The sequence below is a fragment of the Eubacterium sp. CAG:161 genome (assembly GCF_000432355.1).
Lineage (GTDB): Bacteria > Bacillota > Clostridia > Lachnospirales > Lachnospiraceae > Eubacterium_G > Eubacterium_G segne.
The window spans coordinates 19,176-42,155 of sequence record NZ_HF991874.1 but is presented as its reverse complement, the minus strand read 5'-3'; the positions used below and the strand labels follow the sequence as shown (position 1 = coordinate 42,155).

General features: G+C 35.3%; 12 protein-coding genes. 4 read left to right on the top strand and 8 right to left on the bottom strand.

Going from position 1 to position 22,980, the window contains the following annotated elements; genetic code table 11:
• Nucleotides 1–14: 14 nt before the first annotated feature.
• The 4 genes from Q5O30_RS10265 to Q5O30_RS10250 all read right to left on the bottom strand — a co-directional run bounded on the left by Q5O30_RS10265 (nt 15) and on the right by Q5O30_RS10250 (nt 10,018).
• Complete coding sequence (locus Q5O30_RS10265; RefSeq protein WP_021953657.1) at nt 15–1,646, bottom strand: Na+/H+ antiporter NhaC family protein; 1,632 nt, start codon at nt 1,644–1,646, stop codon at nt 15–17.
• A 51-nt stretch (nt 1,647–1,697) separates the two neighbouring features.
• Nucleotides 1,698–1,886 (bottom strand): hypothetical protein, encoded by a 189-nt coding sequence (locus Q5O30_RS10260; protein ID WP_021953656.1) that lies wholly within the window; start codon nt 1,884–1,886, stop codon nt 1,698–1,700.
• Between the two features lie 206 nt (nt 1,887–2,092).
• On the bottom strand, nt 2,093–4,693 hold the full coding sequence (locus Q5O30_RS10255; RefSeq protein WP_021953655.1) for a glycoside hydrolase family 16 protein: 2,601 nt from the start codon (nt 4,691–4,693) through the stop codon (nt 2,093–2,095).
• Nucleotides 4,694–4,861: 168 nt separating this feature from the next.
• A complete protein-coding gene (locus Q5O30_RS10250; RefSeq protein WP_302674693.1) occupies nt 4,862–10,018 on the bottom strand; it encodes a GH92 family glycosyl hydrolase in 5,157 nt (1,718 codons plus the stop codon).
• A 149-nt stretch (nt 10,019–10,167) separates the two neighbouring features.
• On the opposite strand from Q5O30_RS10250, the gene Q5O30_RS10245 reads away from it, so the two are divergent.
• Nucleotides 10,168–10,317 (top strand): hypothetical protein, encoded by a 150-nt coding sequence (locus Q5O30_RS10245; RefSeq protein ID WP_302674722.1) that lies wholly within the window; start codon nt 10,168–10,170, stop codon nt 10,315–10,317.
• A gap of 170 nt (nt 10,318–10,487) precedes the next feature.
• Here the strand turns inward: Q5O30_RS10245 and Q5O30_RS10240 are convergent, their stop codons facing one another.
• Nucleotides 10,488–11,894, bottom strand: coding sequence for an amidophosphoribosyltransferase (locus Q5O30_RS10240; RefSeq protein WP_021953653.1), 1,407 nt, complete (start codon nt 11,892–11,894; stop codon nt 10,488–10,490).
• Nucleotides 11,895–12,050: 156 nt separating this feature from the next.
• Complete coding sequence (locus Q5O30_RS10235) at nt 12,051–17,183, bottom strand: Ig-like domain-containing protein (RefSeq protein WP_021953652.1); 5,133 nt, start codon at nt 17,181–17,183, stop codon at nt 12,051–12,053.
• Nucleotides 17,184–17,421: 238 nt separating this feature from the next.
• Here Q5O30_RS10235 and Q5O30_RS10230 point away from each other — a divergent pair, with 238 nt between their 5' ends.
• Together Q5O30_RS10230 and Q5O30_RS10225 are read left to right on the top strand one after the other, a co-directional pair.
• Nucleotides 17,422–18,144 carry a LytTR family DNA-binding domain-containing protein gene (locus Q5O30_RS10230; protein WP_021953651.1) on the top strand — a complete coding sequence of 241 codons (723 nt, stop codon included), beginning with the start codon at nt 17,422–17,424 and terminating at the stop codon, nt 18,142–18,144.
• Nucleotides 18,144–19,472 (top strand): sensor histidine kinase, encoded by a 1,329-nt coding sequence (locus Q5O30_RS10225; protein WP_021953650.1) that lies wholly within the window; start codon nt 18,144–18,146, stop codon nt 19,470–19,472. The genes Q5O30_RS10230 and Q5O30_RS10225 overlap by 1 nt, the downstream gene beginning before the upstream one ends.
• A 27-nt stretch (nt 19,473–19,499) precedes the next feature.
• Here the strand turns inward: Q5O30_RS10225 and Q5O30_RS10220 are convergent, their stop codons facing one another.
• Together Q5O30_RS10220 and Q5O30_RS10215 are read right to left on the bottom strand one after the other, a co-directional pair.
• On the bottom strand, nt 19,500–20,444 hold the full coding sequence (locus Q5O30_RS10220; protein WP_021953649.1) for a glycosyltransferase family 2 protein: 945 nt from the start codon (nt 20,442–20,444) through the stop codon (nt 19,500–19,502).
• Nucleotides 20,410–21,708 carry a hypothetical protein gene (locus Q5O30_RS10215; protein WP_021953648.1) on the bottom strand — a complete coding sequence of 433 codons (1,299 nt, stop codon included), beginning with the start codon at nt 21,706–21,708 and terminating at the stop codon, nt 20,410–20,412. The genes Q5O30_RS10220 and Q5O30_RS10215 overlap by 35 nt, the downstream gene beginning before the upstream one ends.
• A 220-nt stretch (nt 21,709–21,928) precedes the next feature.
• On the opposite strand from Q5O30_RS10215, the gene Q5O30_RS10210 reads away from it, so the two are divergent.
• Nucleotides 21,929–22,980 (top strand): threonine/serine exporter family protein (locus tag Q5O30_RS10210; protein ID WP_302674692.1); only part of this gene is annotated, 1,052 nt, incomplete at its 3' end.

The window sequence follows — 22,980 nt, the reverse complement described above, 5'->3', positions numbered from 1 at the left end:
AGCCCCTTTTACATCTATTCAGCTTTTTGCTGATAATTATTTAAAATCCTAATAAACACAATAAGTCCTACCATCAACGCTATTGCTATTGGAAGTACAATCCATGGATTCTGAATAAAACCTGCCAAAATAAAGGATAGGAAAGATACTGCTGCTGCAACTATTGCATATGGAAGCTGTGTAGATACATGATTTACATGTTCACATTGTGCCCCTGCTGATGCCATAATAGTGGTATCCGAAATTGGTGAACAGTGGTCACCACATACAGCTCCTGCCATACATGCTGAAATAGCTAAAATCATGAGTTCATAATTGTCCTTCTGGAAAACAGCCACAACAATAGGTATTAATATGCTAAAGGTTCCCCAGGATGTTCCTGTTGCAAAAGCAAGGAAACATGCAACAAGGAAAATAATTGCCGGCAAGAAATTTACGAAATCTCCTGCTACTGACTTCATGGAATTAGCCACGAAGTCACTTGCTCCAAGGGAATCTGTCATAGCCTTAAGTGTCCATGCCATAATAAGTATCAAAATAGCAGGTACCATTGCCCTAAATCCCTCAACAAGGCAATCCATACATTCCTTAAACGGTAACACCCTTCTAATTACGTATAACAATATGGTAATTACCAATCCAAAGAAACTTCCCAATGACAAACCTACTGACGCACTACTGTTGGAAAATGCCTCAATAAATCCTACTCCACTGAAGAATCCACCTGTATATATCATTCCAATAACACAACATACAACAAGACATATAATTGGAATTAACAGGTCTTTAACCTTACCTTTTTTCTCAGCACCATAATCCTCTGATGAATCAATTTCCTTTCCTGTTGTAAATAAATCACCATTTTTTGCATTTTTTTCATGCTTTGCCATTGGTCCGAATTCAACTTTAAGTAAAACCATTGAAACCATCATAACAATTGTAAGAATTGCATAATAGTTATAAGGAATTGCTTTTACAAATAACGAAAGACCATCTTCTCCCTCTACGCATCCGCTAACTGCTGCTGCCCATGAAGAAATTGGTGCAATTATACACACCGGTGCAGCTGTTGCATCAATTATGTACGCAAGCTTCGCACGGGAAATATTATGTTTATCCGTAACAGGTCTCATAACACTTCCTACTGTAAGGCAGTTAAAATAGTCATCAATAAAAATCAAAACTCCCAATAAAATTGTTGCTAACTGAGCTCCCACTCTTGTTTTAATATGCTCTCCTGCCCATTTACCAAAAGCTGCCGAGCCACCTGCTTTGTTCATAAGTGCAACTATAGTTCCAAGGATTACAAGGAATATTAAAATTCCCACATGGTCACCGTCTGATAACACACTTACGAATCCACCTTTAAAAGCATGCATAACAACCGTTTCAGGATTTGTTCCATACAAAATTGCCCCTACTAAAATCCCTATAAAAAGTGAACTATACACTTCTTTTGTAATTAATGCCAATGCAATAGCTACCACCGGTGGCAAAAGTGCCCAAGCCGTAGCATATAATGACGGAACGTAATCTGCATCGTCCCCTGCCACAACTACCGTTGCACATATAAGTGTCATTAGTGCCACCACTGACATAAATACGGAAATCTTTTTAAGTTTCCATTTCTTCTGTGATTTTCCCATAATTTCCTCCTGCGGTATGTCAAATACGACTACCAAATATATTTGTACCTTCTATTGTAGGATACAAAAATATTTTTCGCAATTAAAAATTAAAATATTTGTCACATTTCCGTCAGCTTTAATATTGTATACTCCAACTGCTTCTAAATTAATTGAAATAAAGGTCATCGCCACAATAACAATTAATCCAATTAATTTATTATCTAATTTCTGTTTGCTACTTCCTATGTAATTGCTCATATCTTCTCCTCTCATTCTACGCTACATAAGTTAATACCAAATTTAACCTGTTTTTTATGATACAATATTTTTTGAATTTTGGTGAAGCCATTAGGTAATGATTAAAACCGGCTTTGCACTAAATATAAGTAAAACCGCAGTTTCCTGTAAAAATACACTTAATGTACTTGCACATAGAACTACGGTTTTTATAATTTTAATTTATTCTATTTTATTTTAACTTTTTTAACTTTTGACCATTTCTTTGCTCCTACTGCCATTACCCTTACATAAAGCTTTTTCTTTCCCTTAAGCTTTCTGCTCTTTATTACCACGGTAACTTTCTTCACGGTCTTTTTAAGCAAAACTTTCTTAAATTTCTTATTAGAGGCAATCTGAACTTTATACTTCTTTGCCCCTTTAACCTTCTTAAATTTAAGACTTAACTTAGCAGCTTTTTTCTTCTTAACCGCCTTAGTTATCTTAGTCTTTGCCAATGCTTTCTTCAGCGAATTAGGTTTTTTATTGCCATTATTAGTAGGCACTTCCACTGCATTCTTTGTTGTAGGATTTTCCACTGCCGGCTTTGTTGTAGGATTTTCAGGAGTCTTTGTTCCTAATTTGTAATCACCGTACAGGTGGTCATGGGCTCCATCAGTAGTAACTCCCTTATTCTTGTCCGGTTTCTCATCTTCTGTGTCTCTTAATATTTTCTGATATACCCTTACATAATCTACCTTCATAAGCCCTGATGTAAAACTATCATCAGGAACGTAACCGCTGTCAAAAGTTCCTCCTGCAGCCAGATTTAAAATCAGATAAAATCTCTGGTCAAAAGGTGCATAGGCATTTCCTCTGTCTGAGCCTGAATACCATTCCCCGTATGTGCATTTAAAATAGCACTTACCGTCACAGTATATCTTTATTATTTCTGCATCCCACACAACGCTGTATACATGCCAGTCTGCAATTCCTGTTTTTTTCTTTCCATCCTGCACCATATTAAATACATCTGATGTGTTTATATTGTTAGGCCACTGTGCGCCATAGTGAAGAGTACCAAAAACCATATCCGGTGTTCTTCCACGTCCCTCAAATACATCTATTTCTCCTGAAAGAGGCCATGAGCCATATCTTGAGTCATTTGGAAGCATCCACATTGCCGGCCATACACCTGTTCCTGTAGGCATTTTTGCCCTGAAATCCACTCTTCCGTATTTAACGGAAAATTTATTTTGAGTTGTTATTTTTCCTGATGAATATTTTGCAGTTGCCTTCTTTGTGGAATCATTTTTCTGTGAAAATTCCTTTGACTGCTTTTTCATAATAATATTCAAATTGCCATCTGAAACAGATACATTATCTTTTGTATAATACTCTAACTCCTGATTTCCCCATCCGGCAGTGTTAATATCATTTACATCTAACAGAAAACCTTCCTGATAGTTCCACTTAGTTGTGTCAAGTTTATTTCCCGTAAACTCATCATTCCAAATCATTTTCCAGCCTGATGGTGTATAAGGATTTGAACTGTCTTCTACTGTTATATCTGCCATGTCTGATGGAAGCTTATCTTTATATGATGAATTTCCTTTTATTGTATATGTTACGGAATTTCCACTCATATCTCCGCCTTTCTTTCCATCTTTTGGGTAGCTTATTCTAATCTCTGTATCCCTCTTAACAGGCTGGAACCATAATCCATATATGTTATCAACAAAATATCCCCATTGCTGGCTTATGGAACTGTTATTAAATCCATTTCCCTGATAAACCCATCCGCTTGTGGCTACATCCGTAAGAGGAATCCATACATTATTTACCTTAACTTCATATTTAAACAGTTCCAAATCCTTTTTAATTGCACTGGTTCCTCCAATTTTAGGAAGTGGTATTCCTACAGATGCTGTTTCTACGGAACCTGCATCATAAGATGTTTTTCCATCGTAAGATGTAAGATTATAATTACTTCTTGCAGGCTCAGTATATGTAACATTTACGTCCTGATAAATACTGCTGTTACCTACTTTTTGGAAACGAAGGGTAAATGACCAGCCTATATTTTTAAACCAGTAACCTCCGTCACCCTCTGAATAATAACCAAAATTCTGATCCCATAAAAATCCTGATGAAGCATTGCTTAAAAATTTAACAAATCCCTTTCCATCATGATTATCTACCAAAATGTTAATATCATCCTGAACCTGTTCATATTTAATGTTTTTATCACCATTAAAAGTCCAAAGTCCCCAATGGGTTGCTGAACCTCCTGTTGAATCAGCTGTTATATTTGCCTCTGTTGTTGTAATACTTGTAAGCTTAAGCTTATCAAGTTTGTTTAATACAAGGTTATAAATTAAGTCAACATCATTTGTTTTTCCATGAAATTTAAGTTCAGTGGTTTCAGTTAATTTCATCCAGCATACCCAGCCACCCCAGCTTTGGTACTCCCATGCCCAGGTGTCATTCCATTTGAAATACTCAACATCTTCTATTTTTTTCCACTGTCCCTTTGTACCTTCCTGCTGTCTTACATATACCTGCAAATCCTTTTCCACGTCGGCAATTGACAGTTCGCTGCTTTCCTTGCCGTTAAATTTAGGCATAACAAATCCGTAACTTGCCTCTCCTACTGCCGAATGGGTAATCGTAGGGCCATTTTCTCCCGGATAATAGCTCATGGATGTAATTGCGGTAGTTGCTCCTAACACTTCTCCCGGCTGATTCCATCCGGGAACATTTGCCATTCCTAAAGTCAGCGCACAGGTTAATGCAACTGCCATAATTTTTTTTAAAAGCTTACTGAAATGTTTTTTCTTCCTTTCCATAATTTCCTCCTTTTCTTCCGCTCCTTGACTTTAATGTCATTTACAATACCCATTATACCAGTATCATTTTTTTATTACTATGTTTCATTTTTTATTTTAGGCGCAAAAAAAAAAGTTCCCTGACTATAGCTTATTTGCCATAATCAGAGAACTGCTTTACTTACTTATTTATTTAGGTCTTACTACAATACTTCCCCAGTTGTAATCTACCGGTTTGTATTCAGGGTCAACCACCTTTAATATGTTATTGTACAAATATTCGTGAGCTCTGTTGGTGCTCATCTTGCAATTATCATACAATAATTTTGATACTCTATATATTGAAAAATATGAAACACTACTGTATACATAACTTCCATCTGAAAGTTTTGCATATCCTCTTATTCGGTATTCCTGAGTATATGCCGCCTTGGTGCTTCCATTATCCTTCATTGTCATTACATAGTTGGTTGCCGTATCTGATGCAGAGAACTTTTTGTTAATAATACCTTTTTCCGTAGACTTAAAAGCCGCAACATATTTACTGGTGCTTCCAACTACCATATCTTTATTTTTAACTTCTCCGTTGTCTACAGCATAAATATTACCATACTCTACTACTTTCCTGCCATCGATTTCAGGTTCTACAGAGGAAACCGTTCTTAAGCCCCAGTTAGTCTGACTTATCTGGAATCCCTCAATATTTATCTTATCTGAAATAACAACATCTTCCTTTCCCTCAACACTTTTTACATCAAAGGCAATATTGTCAACATTTGCCACATGTTTATGTGAGCCATCATTCTTAAATACAATATATACATCATGAAGACCACTTATGGATTTTTCAAGCTGCTGACTTACAGTAGTATATGTACTCCAATTATCTCCTGTAACCGGAAGATTAATAGTTGCTACAGGTTCTCCTACCTTGCTGTCTATATACACCTGTGCATATCCGCCTGCATCACTCTTTTGTCCCGAATAGTTAAAGCTTACCTGAGATGCCAAACCGTTAAAGTACACACTGTCATATCTTACCCATGTATTATTTTTCACTCCACCAATGTTTTTGCCATCATTAACTATATGGTCGGACTTTGCATCAAACTCTTCTGCTTCTACTTTGCTTGCATCATGTATTTTAATTGTCTTCTTCTCAATGTCCACAATTCTACCCAATGACTGATAAGCTTTTAGAATTTCATCATCTGATGCTTCTCCATTATCATACACACTGCATGCCTCTTTTAAATTATTTTCAAGACGTTTTGCAATAGGCAGATATTCACCTGTAGTGTCTATTGATTTTGCTACATCAATGGCATTTTTTAAATCACTCTTTAATATTCCGTTATCCTTATATCCCAGCATCTCAACTTCTGACAAATAAGCATCTGTTCCTGTAAGAACAACTTTATATCTTGAGTATTTGCCCACTTTGTCTGCACTTATTCCAAATGGTCTTGTATACTTGCCCCAAACATTAAAGAACAAGCTGCCACTGTCATGGTAGTCTCCCAGTAAAACCCAGTTACCATCTTCATTATCGCCATACACCTGTGCCCTATCCGGTGTTCTTCCTGATTTTGATGATGTCAGAGTCAACATTCTTACAGCTTTTTTATCGGTAAACTTAAACATAAGTGTAGTTGTATTATCAACCTTTGTCTCTGTATCTGAATTATCATCAAATAAGTTATCCAATGTAGTCACTCCTGTACTTGAAGACTTATCGGCATCCTTTGAATAGTCCGTATATACTTGCGGCTTATTGTCACCTGTAGTTATGGATGTAAGGCTATCCTGTTCAAGTCCGCGCTCTTTATTAGGTGTTGAGGACATATTAAATTCAATTGTTCCACCTTTAATTAAATCCTCGTATTTTATAAATGTTTTATCATACTTTTCTCCATTAACGTACATACTGTCTACATACACATTTTCCCTACTATTGTTATTTGCCTTAATTACCAGTTTTTTATTTCCTTCCAAATTAACAGTTACTTCTTCAAACTGTGGTGAACCGATAGCAAATTCATCATTTCCCATTGACAATGGATAAAAGCCGATGGAAGACAATACATACCATGCTGACATTTCACCATTATCTTCATCACCAATATAACCCTGCCCAAAGGTACTTCCTGCATAACATCTTGCAAGAATGTCTCTTACATACTTCTGTGTCTCCCACGGACGGGATGAGTACAGATACATATATGGAATATGATGGGCCGGCTGATTGCTGTGTCCATACTGACCCAGTTTTACTTCTCTTGCTTCCCTCTGTTCATGAATACCGCCAACACCATCCATGGCGCCATATCCAATATATCCTCCATCAGTTGTAAAGATTGTATCAAGCTTGTCTGCCAACTGGTCGCGACCGCCATATAAGTTTGCAAGTCCAAGTCCATCCTGTGGTACAGAAACTGCCATGTTAAATGCATTGGTTTCTGTATAATCTGCCCCCCACCAGAATGGATTAAATCCCGTATTATTGTCACTGTTTCCTAAATTCAAAGAACCGTCAGCTTTTCTTCCTCTCAACCATTTTGACGTGGCATCAAAACCAGAATTGTCAAATAAGAGGGAATAGTTCTTTGCTCTGTTTAGATAGTAGTAATATTCAGACATATAGTTTGCTTTCTTTGTTGCATCGTTCGTCTGATTTGCCAATTTCTTTGCCATCTGAGCAATTCCATAATCGTTAATATATCCTTCCATGGACCATGAGAAATTTTCATTTTCATCAGCAGGTACATATCCGATAAAGTTCGAAATATTTAATTTCTTTCTTCCTCCATTTGTAAGGTTATCGGATACAGTAGCTGCATTTCTCAATGCGGACTTGTATGCATTTTCATAATCAAATGATATGCCCTTCACCATTGCATCGGCAAAAATAGCATCACTGCTTGTTCCCACCATACTGTTGGTTCCACCCGGCGCAATCCACCTTGGAACCCATCCTTGATCTTTATAATGCTGTACCAAACCGTTTAACAACTCTGTTGCTTTGGACGGTGTAAACAGTCCATACCCTGACCATGCAGTACGATATGTATCCCAGAAACCATTATTAATATAAATCTTTCCCTCCACAGGAGCTGCATTATCATCTTTGTAAGGACTCTTGTATTTCCAAACCGGATTACTGTTTGACCCTGTATTTTCTGACATAAGATTTGGATAACAATACATACGGTAAATACAAGAATAAAGTGTAACTAACTGTTCATAATTTGCGCCTTTAACATCTGTGATAATTCCAAGCTGATTATCCCATTTAGACTGTGCCTTGTTATAAACCGTTTCAAAACTGTCTCCCCCAATTTCAAGTTTCAAATTCTTCTTTGCCTGATCATAGCTGATGTATGATGTGGCAAGTTTCATTGTAACTGTATTGGAATTAAAGGATGCAATACTTTTCCTGTCATTTATTTTAGTTCCCTTAGGAGTCTCACTAAATTCTCCGTAAATGTACATACGCTTCGAACCATTCCCTGTATGGTCAGAATATGTTTTAAATGTATTTCCGCTATATTCGGTCTTACTTCCACCATTGGCACAATCAAAGATAACACTCTTGTTTGCCGTGTTATTATAAGTAAACCGTACCACTGCACCATGAGATGTCGGTGTCAGCTCTATCTGTGAATTTGCTGCATCGCCTCCATTGCCATCAAAAGAAACTTTATAATAATGCGCTTTTGCTACCTCATTATCATGACTAAAGTTTGCTTTTAACGTTCCCAATCCATAATCGTCATTTGTATTATAATCTTTGCTGGTATTTACCATAAATTGCCAGGTTCCTCTATCACCAACCCATATAGACGGTTCATGGCTTATTCTCATACAACGAAATTCATCTGTTTTCTGATATTCATAAGCCGAATTACTGCTTGCGTTGGTTGCAGGAATCCAAAAGTTGAATCCGTTTGGCACTGTTACTGCCGGAATTGTCAACCCTCTGGAGAAGTTTCCTGTATTGTTCGTTCCTCTTAGAATATTTACATAATCTGATAAATGAGAATATACCGGATAATCCTGATTATATATTTCAATGTCATCAAAATATGTCTGGAATTTTGCTAAAGCCCCCGCATTATGAGCTTTCATATCGTACACAACCAAAATCTTTTCAATGACTTTTCCCCTTGCCACATCACCAATTTTGCTGTAAATTTCATTCCACTGTTGTGCCACCAGTGTACGACTATCTCCCTGAGACTGTGCATCCACCTTATTTCCATTTTGATCAATTGCACCTAACTCACTTAAATAAGTTCCATCCTTAAACTTTAAATCCACAGCCATATGCATCTGTGTATATTCATAGTCATATTCGTCTCCATTAGACATGGAAGGAAAAATTACATATCTTAAATTTGTATTATCACTTACTGTAAGATTCAAGTTGTCATAAATAACATTATAAGAATATGCATGACCAGTTCCTACATGAGCTCCCTTGCATACAAGAGAGTGGCTTCCTGTCCAACCCACATTGGATTTTTGATTCCATGCATCGCTCGGTCCGGAAGTAATCTCACTATTCATTTTGCTAATAGAAGCACCAACTTCCTGACACTTGCCTGTTGCAAGAATAAACTCTGAAAATTGTGTCATGGAACCACCATTTTTATTTGCTGTAATCCGCAATCTATACTGGCTATATGCTGTGCTGTTATCCAATTCAAAATAATTTTGTTTATATCTGCCATTAAACACCTGATTTGTTTTATTGTCGATGGTTACCCAGCTTTCATTATCCGAATTTCTACCCTGAAGACTCCAATTCTTAGGGTCTCTTCCGGAAGCATCATTCGCAGAAGTTATCGCATACGATTTTATAACCTGTTGACTCTTTAGTTTTACAATAACTTCCGACGGCTTTGCCTCAGTTAAATATTTTGTTCCAGAGTCTCCGTCAAACAAATTTTTCAAAACTTCATTATCATTTTTCGCGGCACTTCCCGAGTAACTCTCGATTTCACCGGATAAATTTCCATTTATCTGATACCTTAGTTCATTTGTTGCAATATTGGCGGTGCCCTTCTTATCATCTACTGTAGAAGTTTTAAATCCATCTGCTGATTCAAAGGATGTAGACCACAAAACGTCCTTATTATAATCCGAATCAATCACTTTTGCTTCTACTGATGTCTCTCTGTATGACATGCCTACCGGAAAAGCCATACTCAAAACTAAGGCAAATGAAACAACTTTTTTCAAATGCTTTTTCATCATATTTCCTCCTCCCTTTCCTTTTACATTTACCAGGCGTTTGCGAAACGCCAAAATCACTGGCATTGCATATGCCACTATCCTTTTCATATAGTTCTCCTTTCTAGGCGTTTGCGAAACGCCAAAAGCCGCATAAATACGGCATTTTTTTGTTGCTAAAATCAAAAATCTCCTCACGGTTTGTGATATAATAGAGTTGACTAAAAACCATAAATCACGCCCCGAAAGGAGACATTACTATGATACCACAAAAACAACTCACTTTGGCAGATATTTTTGAAGATTGTAAAGAAATTTATGATTCTGACAAACCTCAGTTTCTTACTCTGCTTGAAAATTACATTGACCTTGATGAACATATCAGAAACTTAAAATCTTTCATAGCCTAGGACTTACCATAAAATGCCATATCACTTATGCCGTATAATCATTAAAATACATTTTAATTTTACTTAAATTGTTGTTTCCAATAAATACTTTCTAAAATTCAGATACTAATAACAAAAAAAGGCTACTGCATTTCTTCTTTAATGCAATAGCCTATACTTATAATTGCTTTTTATTCCTTTCCATCCCAACAGAAAGTACATAATTTACTTTTATCAATTCCTACTGAATCAAGCATATCATCTAATCTGTTAAATCTAAGAGATGTAAAATTCAATTCTTTTCTGATTTCTTCAACCATATTTTCGTATTTCTCAGATTCAGGATCAGCGTACTCCTGCAATACTTCTTCCGTTACCTTTCCATTTTCTAATCTTTCTATTACACGCCTTGTAATTAAGTCCATATCAGAACGGGAACGGGAAAAGTTAAGGTATTTACATCCATATAATAATGGAGGACATGCCGGTCTTATGTGTACCTCCTTAGCACCACTTTGATATAAAAACTCCGTTGTTTCCCTTAGCTGTGTTCCACGTACTATTGAATCATCTATTAGCAAAAGACTCTTATCTTTAATTAAATCCTCTACTGCCAAAAGTTTCATTTTAGCTATCATATCCCTCTTGCTTTGCATTGTAGGCATAAAAGAACGGGGCCATGTAGGTGTATACTTAATAAACGGTCTTGAAAAAGGTATTCCTGATTCATTGGCATACCCTACAGCATGGGCTATTCCTGAATCCGGAACTCCTGCAACAATATCAGGGTGAACATTATCACGCTTTGCCATTTTTTCACCACAGTTATAACGCATTTTTTCAACACTGATTCCTTCATATGAACTTGCAGGATATCCATAATAAACCCATAAAAATGTACATATCTTCATGTCATTATCAGGCTTATATAATGTAACACAATTCTTTGGAGTCATAACAACAATTTCTCCCGGTGTTAATTCCTTATAATCTGAATATCCAAGATTCTTATAAGAAAAGTTTTCAAAAGCAGCACAAAAAGCATCTTCTTTTCTTCCTATGGCAATAGGTGTACGTCCCATTTTATCCCTTGCAGCATATATACCTGCCTCATTCATTAAAAGAAGTGACAGGGAACCGTCAATTTTTTCTAAGGCATAATTAATTCCATCAATTAAATTATCTTTCTGGTCAATAAGTGTGGCTACAAGTTCTGTGGCATTAATGTCCCCTCCGCTCATTTCCTGAAAATGAGTATGCCCGTTTTTAAATAAATCCTTTATAAGTTCGTCAACATTGTTAATCTTGCTAACTGTTGTAAGAGCATAAGTTCCATGAATAGAACGTATTATTAATGGCTGTGACTCATAATCAGAAATACAACCTATTCCATATGTACCCTTCATTTTCTGTACATCTTTATCAAACTTTGTTCTAAAAGGAGAATTTTCTATATTATGAATTGCACGGTCAAATCCGTCTTCTCCTAATACAGCCATTCCTCCACGCCTTGTTCCTAAATGTGAATGGTAATCAATACCATAAAATAAATCAAATACGCAATCTTCTTTAGATGCTACACCAAAAAAACCACCCATTTTTTCTCTCCTCAAATATGTATTTTTACAAAATCTCCTCTATATCTTACCTTGTTTTGCCACTAATTTCAATGAATATCCGTTTTTTGATAAAAAAGCTGCTGCCAAAACGTACATAAACCGCCTTAGCAACAGCTTCCTTTTTAATAATCCCTATTATTTATTGTACCTTATAAAAGTGTTTGTTTTATTTACATTCCTTTTAACTAAAGATTTAAGTTTCTTTATTTTTGAACCCTTTACGTATCCGATTACCCCATTACTAAATACCACCTGATAGTAACCATTAATTTTCTGACTGTTAAGTACAAGTCTTGTATTTCTTGAAACAATACCTAACTTTCTTCCGGTTCCTCTGGCATTTGAATAAATTGCCGTTTTGCATGAAACTCTTGCAGTTCTAAATAATGTTACATTCGGTGTACTACTTACCTTCTTCTTTGTAATTTTTTTAGAAGGTGTAGCTATACCGTACTTAAATCCACTATCAAGACTTACACTGTTTACTGCAACATATCCTGTTCCAAGTGCATTAGTACCGTACTTTATCTTATAATAATTTCCAACCTTGTTTACTACCAACACTCTCGTTCCCTTTGGAGCCTCAGTATTAAACCCTGTTCCTACTCCCGTATAAATACCGGTAGTTGATGATACTACTGCATTAGATTTATTTCCTTTATAACTGCTGCCTGTTGAAGTTAAAACCGTAACATATGCACTTCTAAGATATGCATATCCTGATTTGTATTTTATTTTATACCATTCTCCAACTTTTCCTACAATTGTAACCGATACTCCGGCGTTATACTGTCCTAACTGAACTCCCTGTAAACTTGGAGATTTTCTGATATACAAGCCATTAACATTTGTAACACCGTACTTAATCTTGGTCTTTCCCTTCTTTACAGTAAGTTTGCATTTTGCTCCATATCCATCTGTTGTAAGTGCTGTTATTGTAGCCTTTCCTTTTTTATGACATGTTACAATACCAAATTCATCAACAGATGCAACTGCTACATTTGAACTGGTCCAATATATAGCCTTATTATAAGCATTTGACGGTTTCACTGTTGCTGAAAGCTTAAACATATTACCCACTTTCTTTGTGAGTTTTGATTTTGAAATCTCAATACCTGTTGTTCTCTGCTTAACCACAACCTTAACCCTGTCACTTACATTTCCAAAATGTGTATCATTGGCGGTTACAGTTATGTAACATGTTCCTCCACTAACAGCAACTATTTTCTTTGATGCTGTATCGTAATATGCTACATCTTTGTTAGTTGACGTCCATGTTACTGCCTTTTGTGTAGTGTAATCAGGATTAAATGTATAACTTATATTTTTCCTTTCTCCACTGTAACATGTGATACCATGTCTGCTAAGTTTAATGCTCTTTGGAGCAGCTATTACATTTATAAATATCTCTGCTCTCTTTCCATTATATGCTGTAGCATAAACCCATGTAGAGCCAAGTTTCTTTGCATAAACTTTTCCATAACTATCCACTGATAATATGCTACTGTCCTTTACACTCCAATTAATATTTGTATCTGATGGTACAGTTGTTCCTCCATTAAATACCGGTGAAAGGTTTACATCTTCATATATGTACAAGTTCATAGAAGATTTTTCAAATTCAATGGTCTTAACCGGTGTTTTAACGTATACCAAAGCTTCAGCCTTATACTCATCTCCATCAACTAATTTCATAGTTGCAGTTACAGTTATAAGTCCTGCTGATGCGTCAGGAGATACCGTAGCATATCCCTTTGAATCAAGGCTTATATCACTACTGTCAGCTGACCATGTAACCTTACCTTCAACAGCATTTTCCGGTAGAAGATCTGCATCAAATTTAATCTGTTCACCAGGATATACGATACTTCTTTCCGGTGTAATGTTAAGAGAATATTCATCTCCACCGACTATGATTTTAATCATACCTACTGCCGGTGTACCATTTCCATCCATACCATATCCGTCGCTTGTGCACTTTGCATAGATATAAGTTGTTCCTTTGCCCTTTGTAGTCACAATTCCATTTGCGTCTACTGTAGCAATACCGTCATCCTCTGCACTCCATAAAACCTTTTTGTCATATGCATTTACAGGAGTAATAACAGCTTTTAACTGAACTTTATCACCTATTTTCTTTGAGTAAATTGTATCCGGTGAGTCTGTACTTACAGTTCTTATTTCAACTGATTTTACACTTGCTTTTACCAATACTTTTACTTTTCTTACTATAGTTGCCTGATTTCCATTTTTATCTGTATATTTTGCAGTTACAACCACATTTGTCTTTCCACCTGAAATAGCTTTAATCTCACCACTTGCATCCACTGTGGCAATGCTATCATCCTCTGATGAATACTCAACCTTTTCATAATCTGCATCTGCGGGTACCGGAGTTATCTCAATATCATCGCTTTCTCCTTCCCACAGGGAAATACTGTCTTTAGAAAGAATGATATTTTCTAACTGCTGTAATACTTCTATGGTAATCTTAGCACGTTTGTTATTATAGCTTTGAGCATAAATAACTGTCATTCCTGCTTTTTTAGCTTTTATTATTCCTGCTTTATCCACAGAAACAACCTCTTCATTGGCACTAGTCCATGTAATGTCCGTATTATAAGGTTCAGACGTTCCTCCATTCCATAATACTAATGAAGATAAATCAAAAGAATCTCCTGTATATAGAATCTTATTATTTTCCGTAAAGGTTATGCTATCTACATCCTTTAATGATTTCACTGATAATTCAGCTGTTTTAGAAAATGATGTTCCATCAGCTGTAACTTTTGCCTTTACTATAAAATTACCGTTTACGAGCGGTGTAAAGGTTATGCTGTCACCATTTTCAGCAAGCATATATGTTGAAGTATCAGCTGTTTGGCCGTCTAATTCTACTTCATATGTTACATTTGCATACTCAGGAGCAATTTTAACCGCCACATCTACTGCTGTTCCTTCCACAACTTCTGCCTTATTAAATCCAAATGCTACAGTAGGTTTAACTAAAACATTAACGGAAAATGTAACAAAATATCCGTCCTTTGTAGTAGCAGTTATAACAGCCTTTCCTCCGCTTACAGGGGTTACCATACCATTTACTACTGTTGCCACTTTTTCATTATCAGATGACCATTTTACATTTTCCGAATTAACCTCCGGTGCACTTAAAACCCCATCCTGAACTAATGAAATACTTGGAATAAGATCCTTGGGTTCCTGTCCCAATACCATATCAAAACTCTTTTCAGCATTTGTGGTATACACTATTCTGATAGGTTCCGGTACTGTTGTATCAATGACATGGAATGTAAACGTAATCTTCTCATTTCCTGCTTTTGCAGTAACATAAGCAATTCCAACATTCTTAAATGTAACAAATCCTGAGTTATTTACATCTAATATTGTATTGTTTGATGTTTCATATGTAATTACTTCGTTGGAATTTTTAAGGCTAATTACTGATGATAAGTCAATTCCAAAACCTGCTATGGCATTAACATCCTTCATGTCAACAGTATATTCCGTTACACTGGCAGAAAGCTCAGGTTTTCCTATTACAGTTACCGGGAAAGACACAGAATATCCGTCTGCTGTGTAAGCTATAACAACAGCAATTCCCGGATTTTTTCCTAATACATATCCATCTACAACCTGTACAATGCTTTCATCACTTGAACGCCATGCTAAATCTTTATTTACATCACCATTATTATTTTTAAATGAAATATACTTCTTTAAGTTCTCACTGTAATATTCACCGCTTACAACTTCAATTGATGAAACCGGCTGATTTAATTCAATTTCCAAAGATGAAACTTTAACATTAACAGTAAATGTTACATACTGACCATTTGGAATAGTTGCTGTAATTATTGCTGTTCCTTCTCCGTTGGCAGTAATAATTCCATTAGTAACACCTGCCACCTTTGTATTATTGCTTTCCCATGATACATCAGAAATACTGTACTCTGTTACGCTAACTTCAGCTTTTACTGTTGCTCCAACTTCACTTAAAGAAAAGCTGTCAGCTCCATTTATGCTAATTGTTCCACTGTCTTTTTTTGTAGTATCTGTTACATGGAAAATTATAGTTGTATTTGCACTTCCTGCAGTGTTGCTTACACTTGCCTTAACTGTATAATATCCCACTTCACTAAAGCTTATTATATCATTTGTAATTTGTGCTTTAGGACTGGAAATATCATAATCAATAACCGGCTCGGAAGATGTAAGAATTGACTTTAAATTAAATGAATCAGTTTCACTTAAGTTAATCTCTACTTCTTTTGCACTTGAAGTTATAGTTGGCTTAGGTGTCTGCTTTTCTACTTTAACTACTTTATAAATAATACTTGCACTTACATTACCTGTAGGAAGTGTAGCTGTAAGAGTATATATGCCCGGTTCATGGAATGTAATGCTATTTTCACCAAGCTCTGCTTTTGTTGCATCATTTGGTGTTAATGTATATACTACCGTATCATTGGTGTTTGATGTATTTGCCTTAAATGTAACTATAGGATTTGGATTATCCTCAGTTATTTCAACTGTCTGTTCTAATCCTCCCACTAAGCTTATTTCCGGCTTTGCAACTGTTATATCCACATCTTTAGTATACATATGTGAATTTCCATAAGTATCCTGAAACTCTGATTTAACCGTAATAACTGCTTTTCCCGGAGCAACTGCTGCAACTGTCCCGTTATTATCTACTGTTGCAACATCATCCCTACTGCTTGAATAACTTCTGACAACTGTTGCTGTATCCATTTCATCACAAATTTCGACAGGTGAAATCTTTAATGACTCTCCTACTAAAAGTTCTCCACTAGAAGGAGTAACATTTAATGTACCCGCAGGCTTCTTAACAGTTACTGCAATACTCTGAGTTCCATTCAAAGTAACAACACTACTTGAACTTCCGCCTGCTACCTCATATTCTGCAGCAACCTTTACAACAGCTGTTCCTTCCTTCTTTAATATGTATGCGCCATCACTATCCACACTTATAATATCACTATCCGTAGATGTGTATGATACACTTACAATATGTGTTATTACTGTGGCTCCATATTTCACTACAGGCTTAATTGTTCCCTGCTCACCTGAAGTTCCGTTAATCTGGTAGCTATTTAATTCGATATCAATACCCAAATCATCTGCAGCTACGCTAAATGAACCTGTAGGAAGCATTGTCACAACCATGACAACTGCCAAAACCATTGAAATTATGCCTGACACAATTTTCTTTGTTCCTTTTTTCATATATAACTCCTTTCATCTTTTTCAGCATTCCGGTGCTTTTAACGCTCCACGTTATTTATATGCACAGTTAGCTAATGTTATTAACAATTATTGTTTATTTCAATACAAATATCAACGAATCTGACTCAAGCGGTTAATTTCTTACTTAAGTGGTTTGTTATGTTTTTTACCTTTTATGGTTTATGTGTTATAATAATTCATGGTTTTCAACCTATTTCATACAAAAAAGGAGAAAAATTTGAGAGCGGCATTTGTAGACAATAACAGACAGGATATGGACACCTTAATTTCAATGATTACAAAGTATTCCAATAACTCTTTTAACATTACTTCCTATGACATATATTTAAATGGTGAAAGCTTTTTATCGGAATTTTCCACTAACAAATATGATATTGTTTTTCTTGATATATTTATGGACAAGCTTACCGGTGTGGATGTGGCTTTCGAGCTTAGAAAAACAGACAAAAATGTTCAAATTGTATTTTGCACCACCAGTAATGAATTTGCCACTGAAAGTTATCAGGTTGATGCTTTTTATTATCTTGTCAAACCCTTCAGTGACAGCAATATACAAAACCTTATACATAAATTAAGCTCCTTTGATTTTGAATTGTCACAGTTTATAACCCTTCCCGGAGGTATTAAAATATATCCAAGAAATATTATATATACTGAATACGAAAACCATAAAATTATTATCTATCAAAAGGATGGTAATAACCCGTGCTTTCGCATGTCACAGCATCAATGGGAAGAAATGATATGTAACTACTCTTATATAGTTAATTGTTTCAAGGGTGTTATTGTAAATCTTTATGAAGTTGAATCTAAAACCGACAATTCCTTTTCTATGTCAAATGGTGAGACTCTTCCCATAAGCCGTAGAAATATTAAGGATATAAACACCATATACTCTGATTTTCTATTTCAAAAATTAAGAAAGGATATGTTAAAATAATGTCACAGGGCTTTTCTACTGAAGAATTAATAGTTTATTCATTATTAAATTTTTTACCCTATGTTACCGTAGCGTTGTATCCATTTAGGGATTCCTTTAGATTTTCCCAAAAAAATACAGCCCTGCTTATTGTTTTAGCGTCATTTATTCAGATAATTTTAGGACTATGTGCAGGATATGGCTCAGATAATGCCATTTCTTTGATTTCTTTAGTGAGTACCTTTCTTTACATATTTTTCTATTTTCTTTGTGTAAAGGCAAAATTTGGCAAGTCCTTATTTGTTCTTTTAATGCTTTCAAATATTTCAAATTTCATAGTTTCCCTTTCAAAATGTATAGAGGGACTACTATTTCCAGATATGGCTTCTGACATTTACAGGTGGACTTTCTGTGTAACCACATTATTTACCCAATTAGTGGTTTTATCGGCAGTATCCCTTTTTATAAACAGGATTTTAAGACCAGTACTTTTACTTAGAAATCAGGATTACATATGGCATTATTTATGGCTTGTTCCATCCACCTTTTATTTAATCTGGTATTACAATATATACTTTAATTCTACTTTATCAAGTTTACAGTTGGCTCTTAACCCTAAAAATAATATAATTTCTTTTTTAATTAATTTAGGTGCCTTTTTGATTTATTACATAATTGCCCGTATGCTATCTGAAAATAATAAAAATATGCAACTTGAAAATGCTAATCACAGTTTAAAAATGGAACAGCTTCAATTTGTTAATCTTCAAAATAAAATCAGTGAAACCAGAAGAGCAAGACACGATTTAAGACATTACTCAACGGTTATAAGAAGTTATATAGAGCAGGATGATTACCCTCATTTAAAGGAATATCTTGAATCTTTCTTAAATGTTTTGCCTGATGATACTCCTATGAGCTTCTGTGAAAATACAGTAATTAATGTTTTAATATCTCATTTTTATGGCATTGCCAAGGACAATAACATTGATTTTGAAGCAGATGTAAACATTCCCGCTTCCATACCTGTGGAGGATGTTGACCTTACTGTTGTTGTGGGAAATCTCATAGAAAACGCAGTGTATGCGTGCATTTCCAAACCTGACATGCCTAAAAATATAATAATAAAGGGAAAAGTTCAAAATAATGTTCTTCTATTTACAATAGATAATACATATAGTAATGCAATTAGAAAAGATAAAAGTGGCTCCTACTACTCCACTAAACATGAAGGGGTTGGTATCGGTCTTGAATCAGTTGCCGGAATTATCGAGAGATATAACGGAGTATTAAAAATAGAGCAGCACAACAACGTATTCTACATTTCTGTTATGCTGCAACTTCTATAATTCTTTTTAAACATATGTAACCTAAATTCATTTATCTTCAAGCAAACGTTTTTTCTGTTCATAAACCCTTTGCAGTTCCATCTCAAAATCCTGCCTGTTTTTCTGCATCATTGTTTGTAGCATAAGACCTGCAAAAAATGACTGAACAGCTGTCACTACCATAAAACCACAAACAATTAATGTTGGAAACTTAGGAACCAGTCCTGTTTCTAAATATATTTTCATAACAGGTACAAAATTAATTAATGCAATGATACCTAATAATATTGCAATTGCACCAAAAAATCCCATGGGTTTGTACGTTCTATATAATTTTACAATTGTTTTCAACACTTTCATTCCGTCTGAATATGTATTTAATTTAGATTCGCTGCCCTCAGGCCTGTCACGATAATCTATAATTACATTTTCAACATACATATTTTTTTCAACGGCATGTATACTCATCTCCGTTTCAATCTCAAATCCCTTTGATAAAACGGGAAATGTTTTTACGAACTCAAAACTAAAGGCTCGAAGTCCTGTCATTATATCCTTAATATCATTTTTAAATAATACATTTATACTTTTTCTAACGAGAGAATTTCCCATGTTGTGAAAAGGTCTCTTATTCTCCTTAAAATATGTAGACGATAAACGATCCCCTACAACCATATCAACATTCTTTTTAAGCACTAAATCCGCCATTTTTCCTGCTGATTCTGCCGGATATGTATCATCTCCATCCGTCATTATGTAACATTGTGCATCTACCTCACGGAACATTCTCCTTATAACATTTCCTTTCCCCTGACGATGTTCATAACGCACTATGGCACCGGCCTCTTCTGCTATTTTATCAGTTCCATCTGTAGAATTATTATCATATACATATACCACAGCCTCCGGGAGTACCCTCTTAAAATCTTTTACCACCTTACTTATTGTACTACTTTCATTATAGCATGGTATTAAAACTGCAATCTTGTCCATAATTTTCCTTCCTCATTAACATCATAATACATAGTGATACGGCAAAAACAGATATTGCCAGTTCACGATATGCAAACCAATAATGAATGTATGAATGGTTTTGAATAAGAACATACCATGCAATAGGATAACACGCCATTATGGCATATGGGATAATATTGTTCACCTTAATATGCCTTGTTTTATATAATGTTATAACAAATATAACAATTAAAATAATCAATGCTATAACCACCCCTATTTGATATGAAGCCTTAAACTCTCTATATAATACATTAACAAAATTGATTTTCTCTTTAGCCGCACTTGAGGATGTTCTCACCTCAATAGTATCAAATGCATTTCGTATTATGTTTTGCCCTGTTATTATGCTTCCAAGAAGCCATTTCAGTGCCCACATTCCGCCGTATCCAACAGCCCAAAAAAACGACTTTTCCACAATATTCATAATATTGCCTTTAACTTTATCCCTCTGATACATACACACCCACAATGTTAATGGTATGCCTAGAGTTATCAATGGGAAAGTAAGTAAATCCATATAACTTGTAATAATTCCTACAAGCATAAAGAAAATATTCCATAAGAATAAATTTCCCTGCCATTTCCTGCTTTTACATAAAATAAATAACATTGCACAAAATGTTATTATAGTCACTGAACCGAACTGCAATGACATCATTGTTGACACAGGGTTCAAAAAAATCCATAAAAAAATTATTGGGAATATAAGTCTTTTATTTATAGTCGAAGATTTTGATACTAATAATGCAAATAAACCTATTTGTAGAAACATTAACAGATATCTGATTGTACCATAATCAAATAGAGCTATTAAAGGTTTTAAAAAAACAAGGTATCCATGCCAATATCTTGAATATTGGACCTCATTATAACCTTTTCCCTTTCCCAGATACTTGTCCACTAATACCTCATCCGGTTTTTTATCACTCCTATAGTATCTCGATACATTAATTGCCCCTTTCCACGCATTCTCTGTTGTGGGATGAGATGCTGTTAAAAGCATTAATGAATCTGTATAATTATCCAGCTGGGAATTTTCCCGGTTCATAGTTCTAAAATATCTTCCCTCTGTTTTGATTATCCCGGCACTTTCAGACATATTGCCTTTCATATAATCTGTTGGAATACCATAAGCCATAACCAACAACATATATCCCACAAGGCAACTTAAAATCAATAATATGGCCACTAGAGCAATCTTCCCTTTTATGTTCAATTCATTCATTCTCTTATTATTCATATCACTTTTTTCCTTGCTTACATACTTCCACACAATATACCACGTTATATGTCAAAATACAACACCACTAATTGGCATAAGCCTGGAAAATCTACGTATTAATTTTCCCTGTGGATTAAAATTTTCTAACATATTATTACCTATTCCGATACAAACCTTGACATTATTTTCAGCAAAATTATACTATATTTTAGTTAATAATATTTTAGGGAGTGATAATATGGTTCAAAATAATATAAAAAAAAATCATATGGATATTTATTGGCATGACTATGCTGACAGTTTGGGAAACATTCCTATTACAAATGCCGGTCTTGTTGAAAAGGCATCAATAATCGGACGTACCGGTCTTATGCTTTTATCCTGTGGAACAGGAGCATGGCGTGTGAGAAGTTCCATGAATACTTTGTCTGAACAGCTGGGAATAACATGCACCGCCAACATTGGTCTTATGTCTATAGACTACACCTGTTTTGATGGTGATAATTGTTTTTCCCAGTCTCTCTGTCTTACAAATACAGGAGTAAATACATCCAAACTTAACCGTTTAGAGCATTTTATAAATGACTTTTCATCAGAAGGTATTAAAATGTCCGGTGAGGAACTTCATGTCCACCTTGATGAGATTGAACATATACATGGTCTTTACTCACCTGTTGCCCTGGGACTTGCTGCGGCACTTGCCTGTGGGGCATTTACGTTTCTTCTTGGTGGTGGGCCCTTTGAAATGATTTGTGCTTTTTTAGGAGCAGGAATGGGAAATTATTTGAGATGTAAGTTATCAGAGCATCACTTTACACTTTTTTTATGTATTGTTTCATCTATAACATTAGCATGCCTTGTATATGCCGGAATACTCAAATTTGCCGAAGTATTTTTTGCCATTTCACCTCAACACGAGGCGGGTTATATATGCTCGATGTTATTTATAATTCCGGGATTTCCTTTTATAACCAGTGGTATTGACTTGTCAAAGTTAGATATGCGTTCAGGCCTTGAGCGACTTGCCTATGCCATTGTTATAATTGTTGTGGCAACAATAACAGCGTGGATAATGGCTCTTATATTAAATCTGAAGCCTCTTGATTTTCCTGAACTTTCCCTTAGTGCAACGGCACTACTGCTTCTAAGATTACTAGCAAGCTTCGGAGGAGTATTTGGTTTTTCAATAATGTTTAACAGTCCTATTCCTTTAGCAGCATCAGCAGCCGTAATAGGTGCCATTGCCAATACATTAAGACTTGAACTGGTTGATCTTGCGGCATTTCCACC

Coding starts and splice junctions, on each gene's coding strand:
- Q5O30_RS10225 (WP_021953650.1), top strand. CDS start 18,144: ATGTCACAGGGCTTTTCTACTGAAGAATTAATAGTTTATTCATTATTA.
- Q5O30_RS10250 (WP_302674693.1), bottom strand. CDS start 10,018: ATGAAAAGGATAGTGGCATATGCAATGCCAGTGATTTTGGCGTTTCGC.
- Q5O30_RS10265 (WP_021953657.1), bottom strand. CDS start 1,646: ATGGGAAAATCACAGAAGAAATGGAAACTTAAAAAGATTTCCGTATTT.
- Q5O30_RS10220 (WP_021953649.1), bottom strand. CDS start 20,444: ATGGACAAGATTGCAGTTTTAATACCATGCTATAATGAAAGTAGTACA.
- Q5O30_RS10215 (WP_021953648.1), bottom strand. CDS start 21,708: ATGAATAATAAGAGAATGAATGAATTGAACATAAAAGGGAAGATTGCT.
- Q5O30_RS10245 (WP_302674722.1), top strand. CDS start 10,168: ATGATACCACAAAAACAACTCACTTTGGCAGATATTTTTGAAGATTGT.
- Q5O30_RS10255 (WP_021953655.1), bottom strand. CDS start 4,693: ATGGAAAGGAAGAAAAAACATTTCAGTAAGCTTTTAAAAAAAATTATG.
- Q5O30_RS10260 (WP_021953656.1), bottom strand. CDS start 1,886: ATGAGCAATTACATAGGAAGTAGCAAACAGAAATTAGATAATAAATTA.
- Q5O30_RS10240 (WP_021953653.1), bottom strand. CDS start 11,894: ATGGGTGGTTTTTTTGGTGTAGCATCTAAAGAAGATTGCGTATTTGAT.
- Q5O30_RS10235 (WP_021953652.1), bottom strand. CDS start 17,183: ATGAAAAAAGGAACAAAGAAAATTGTGTCAGGCATAATTTCAATGGTT.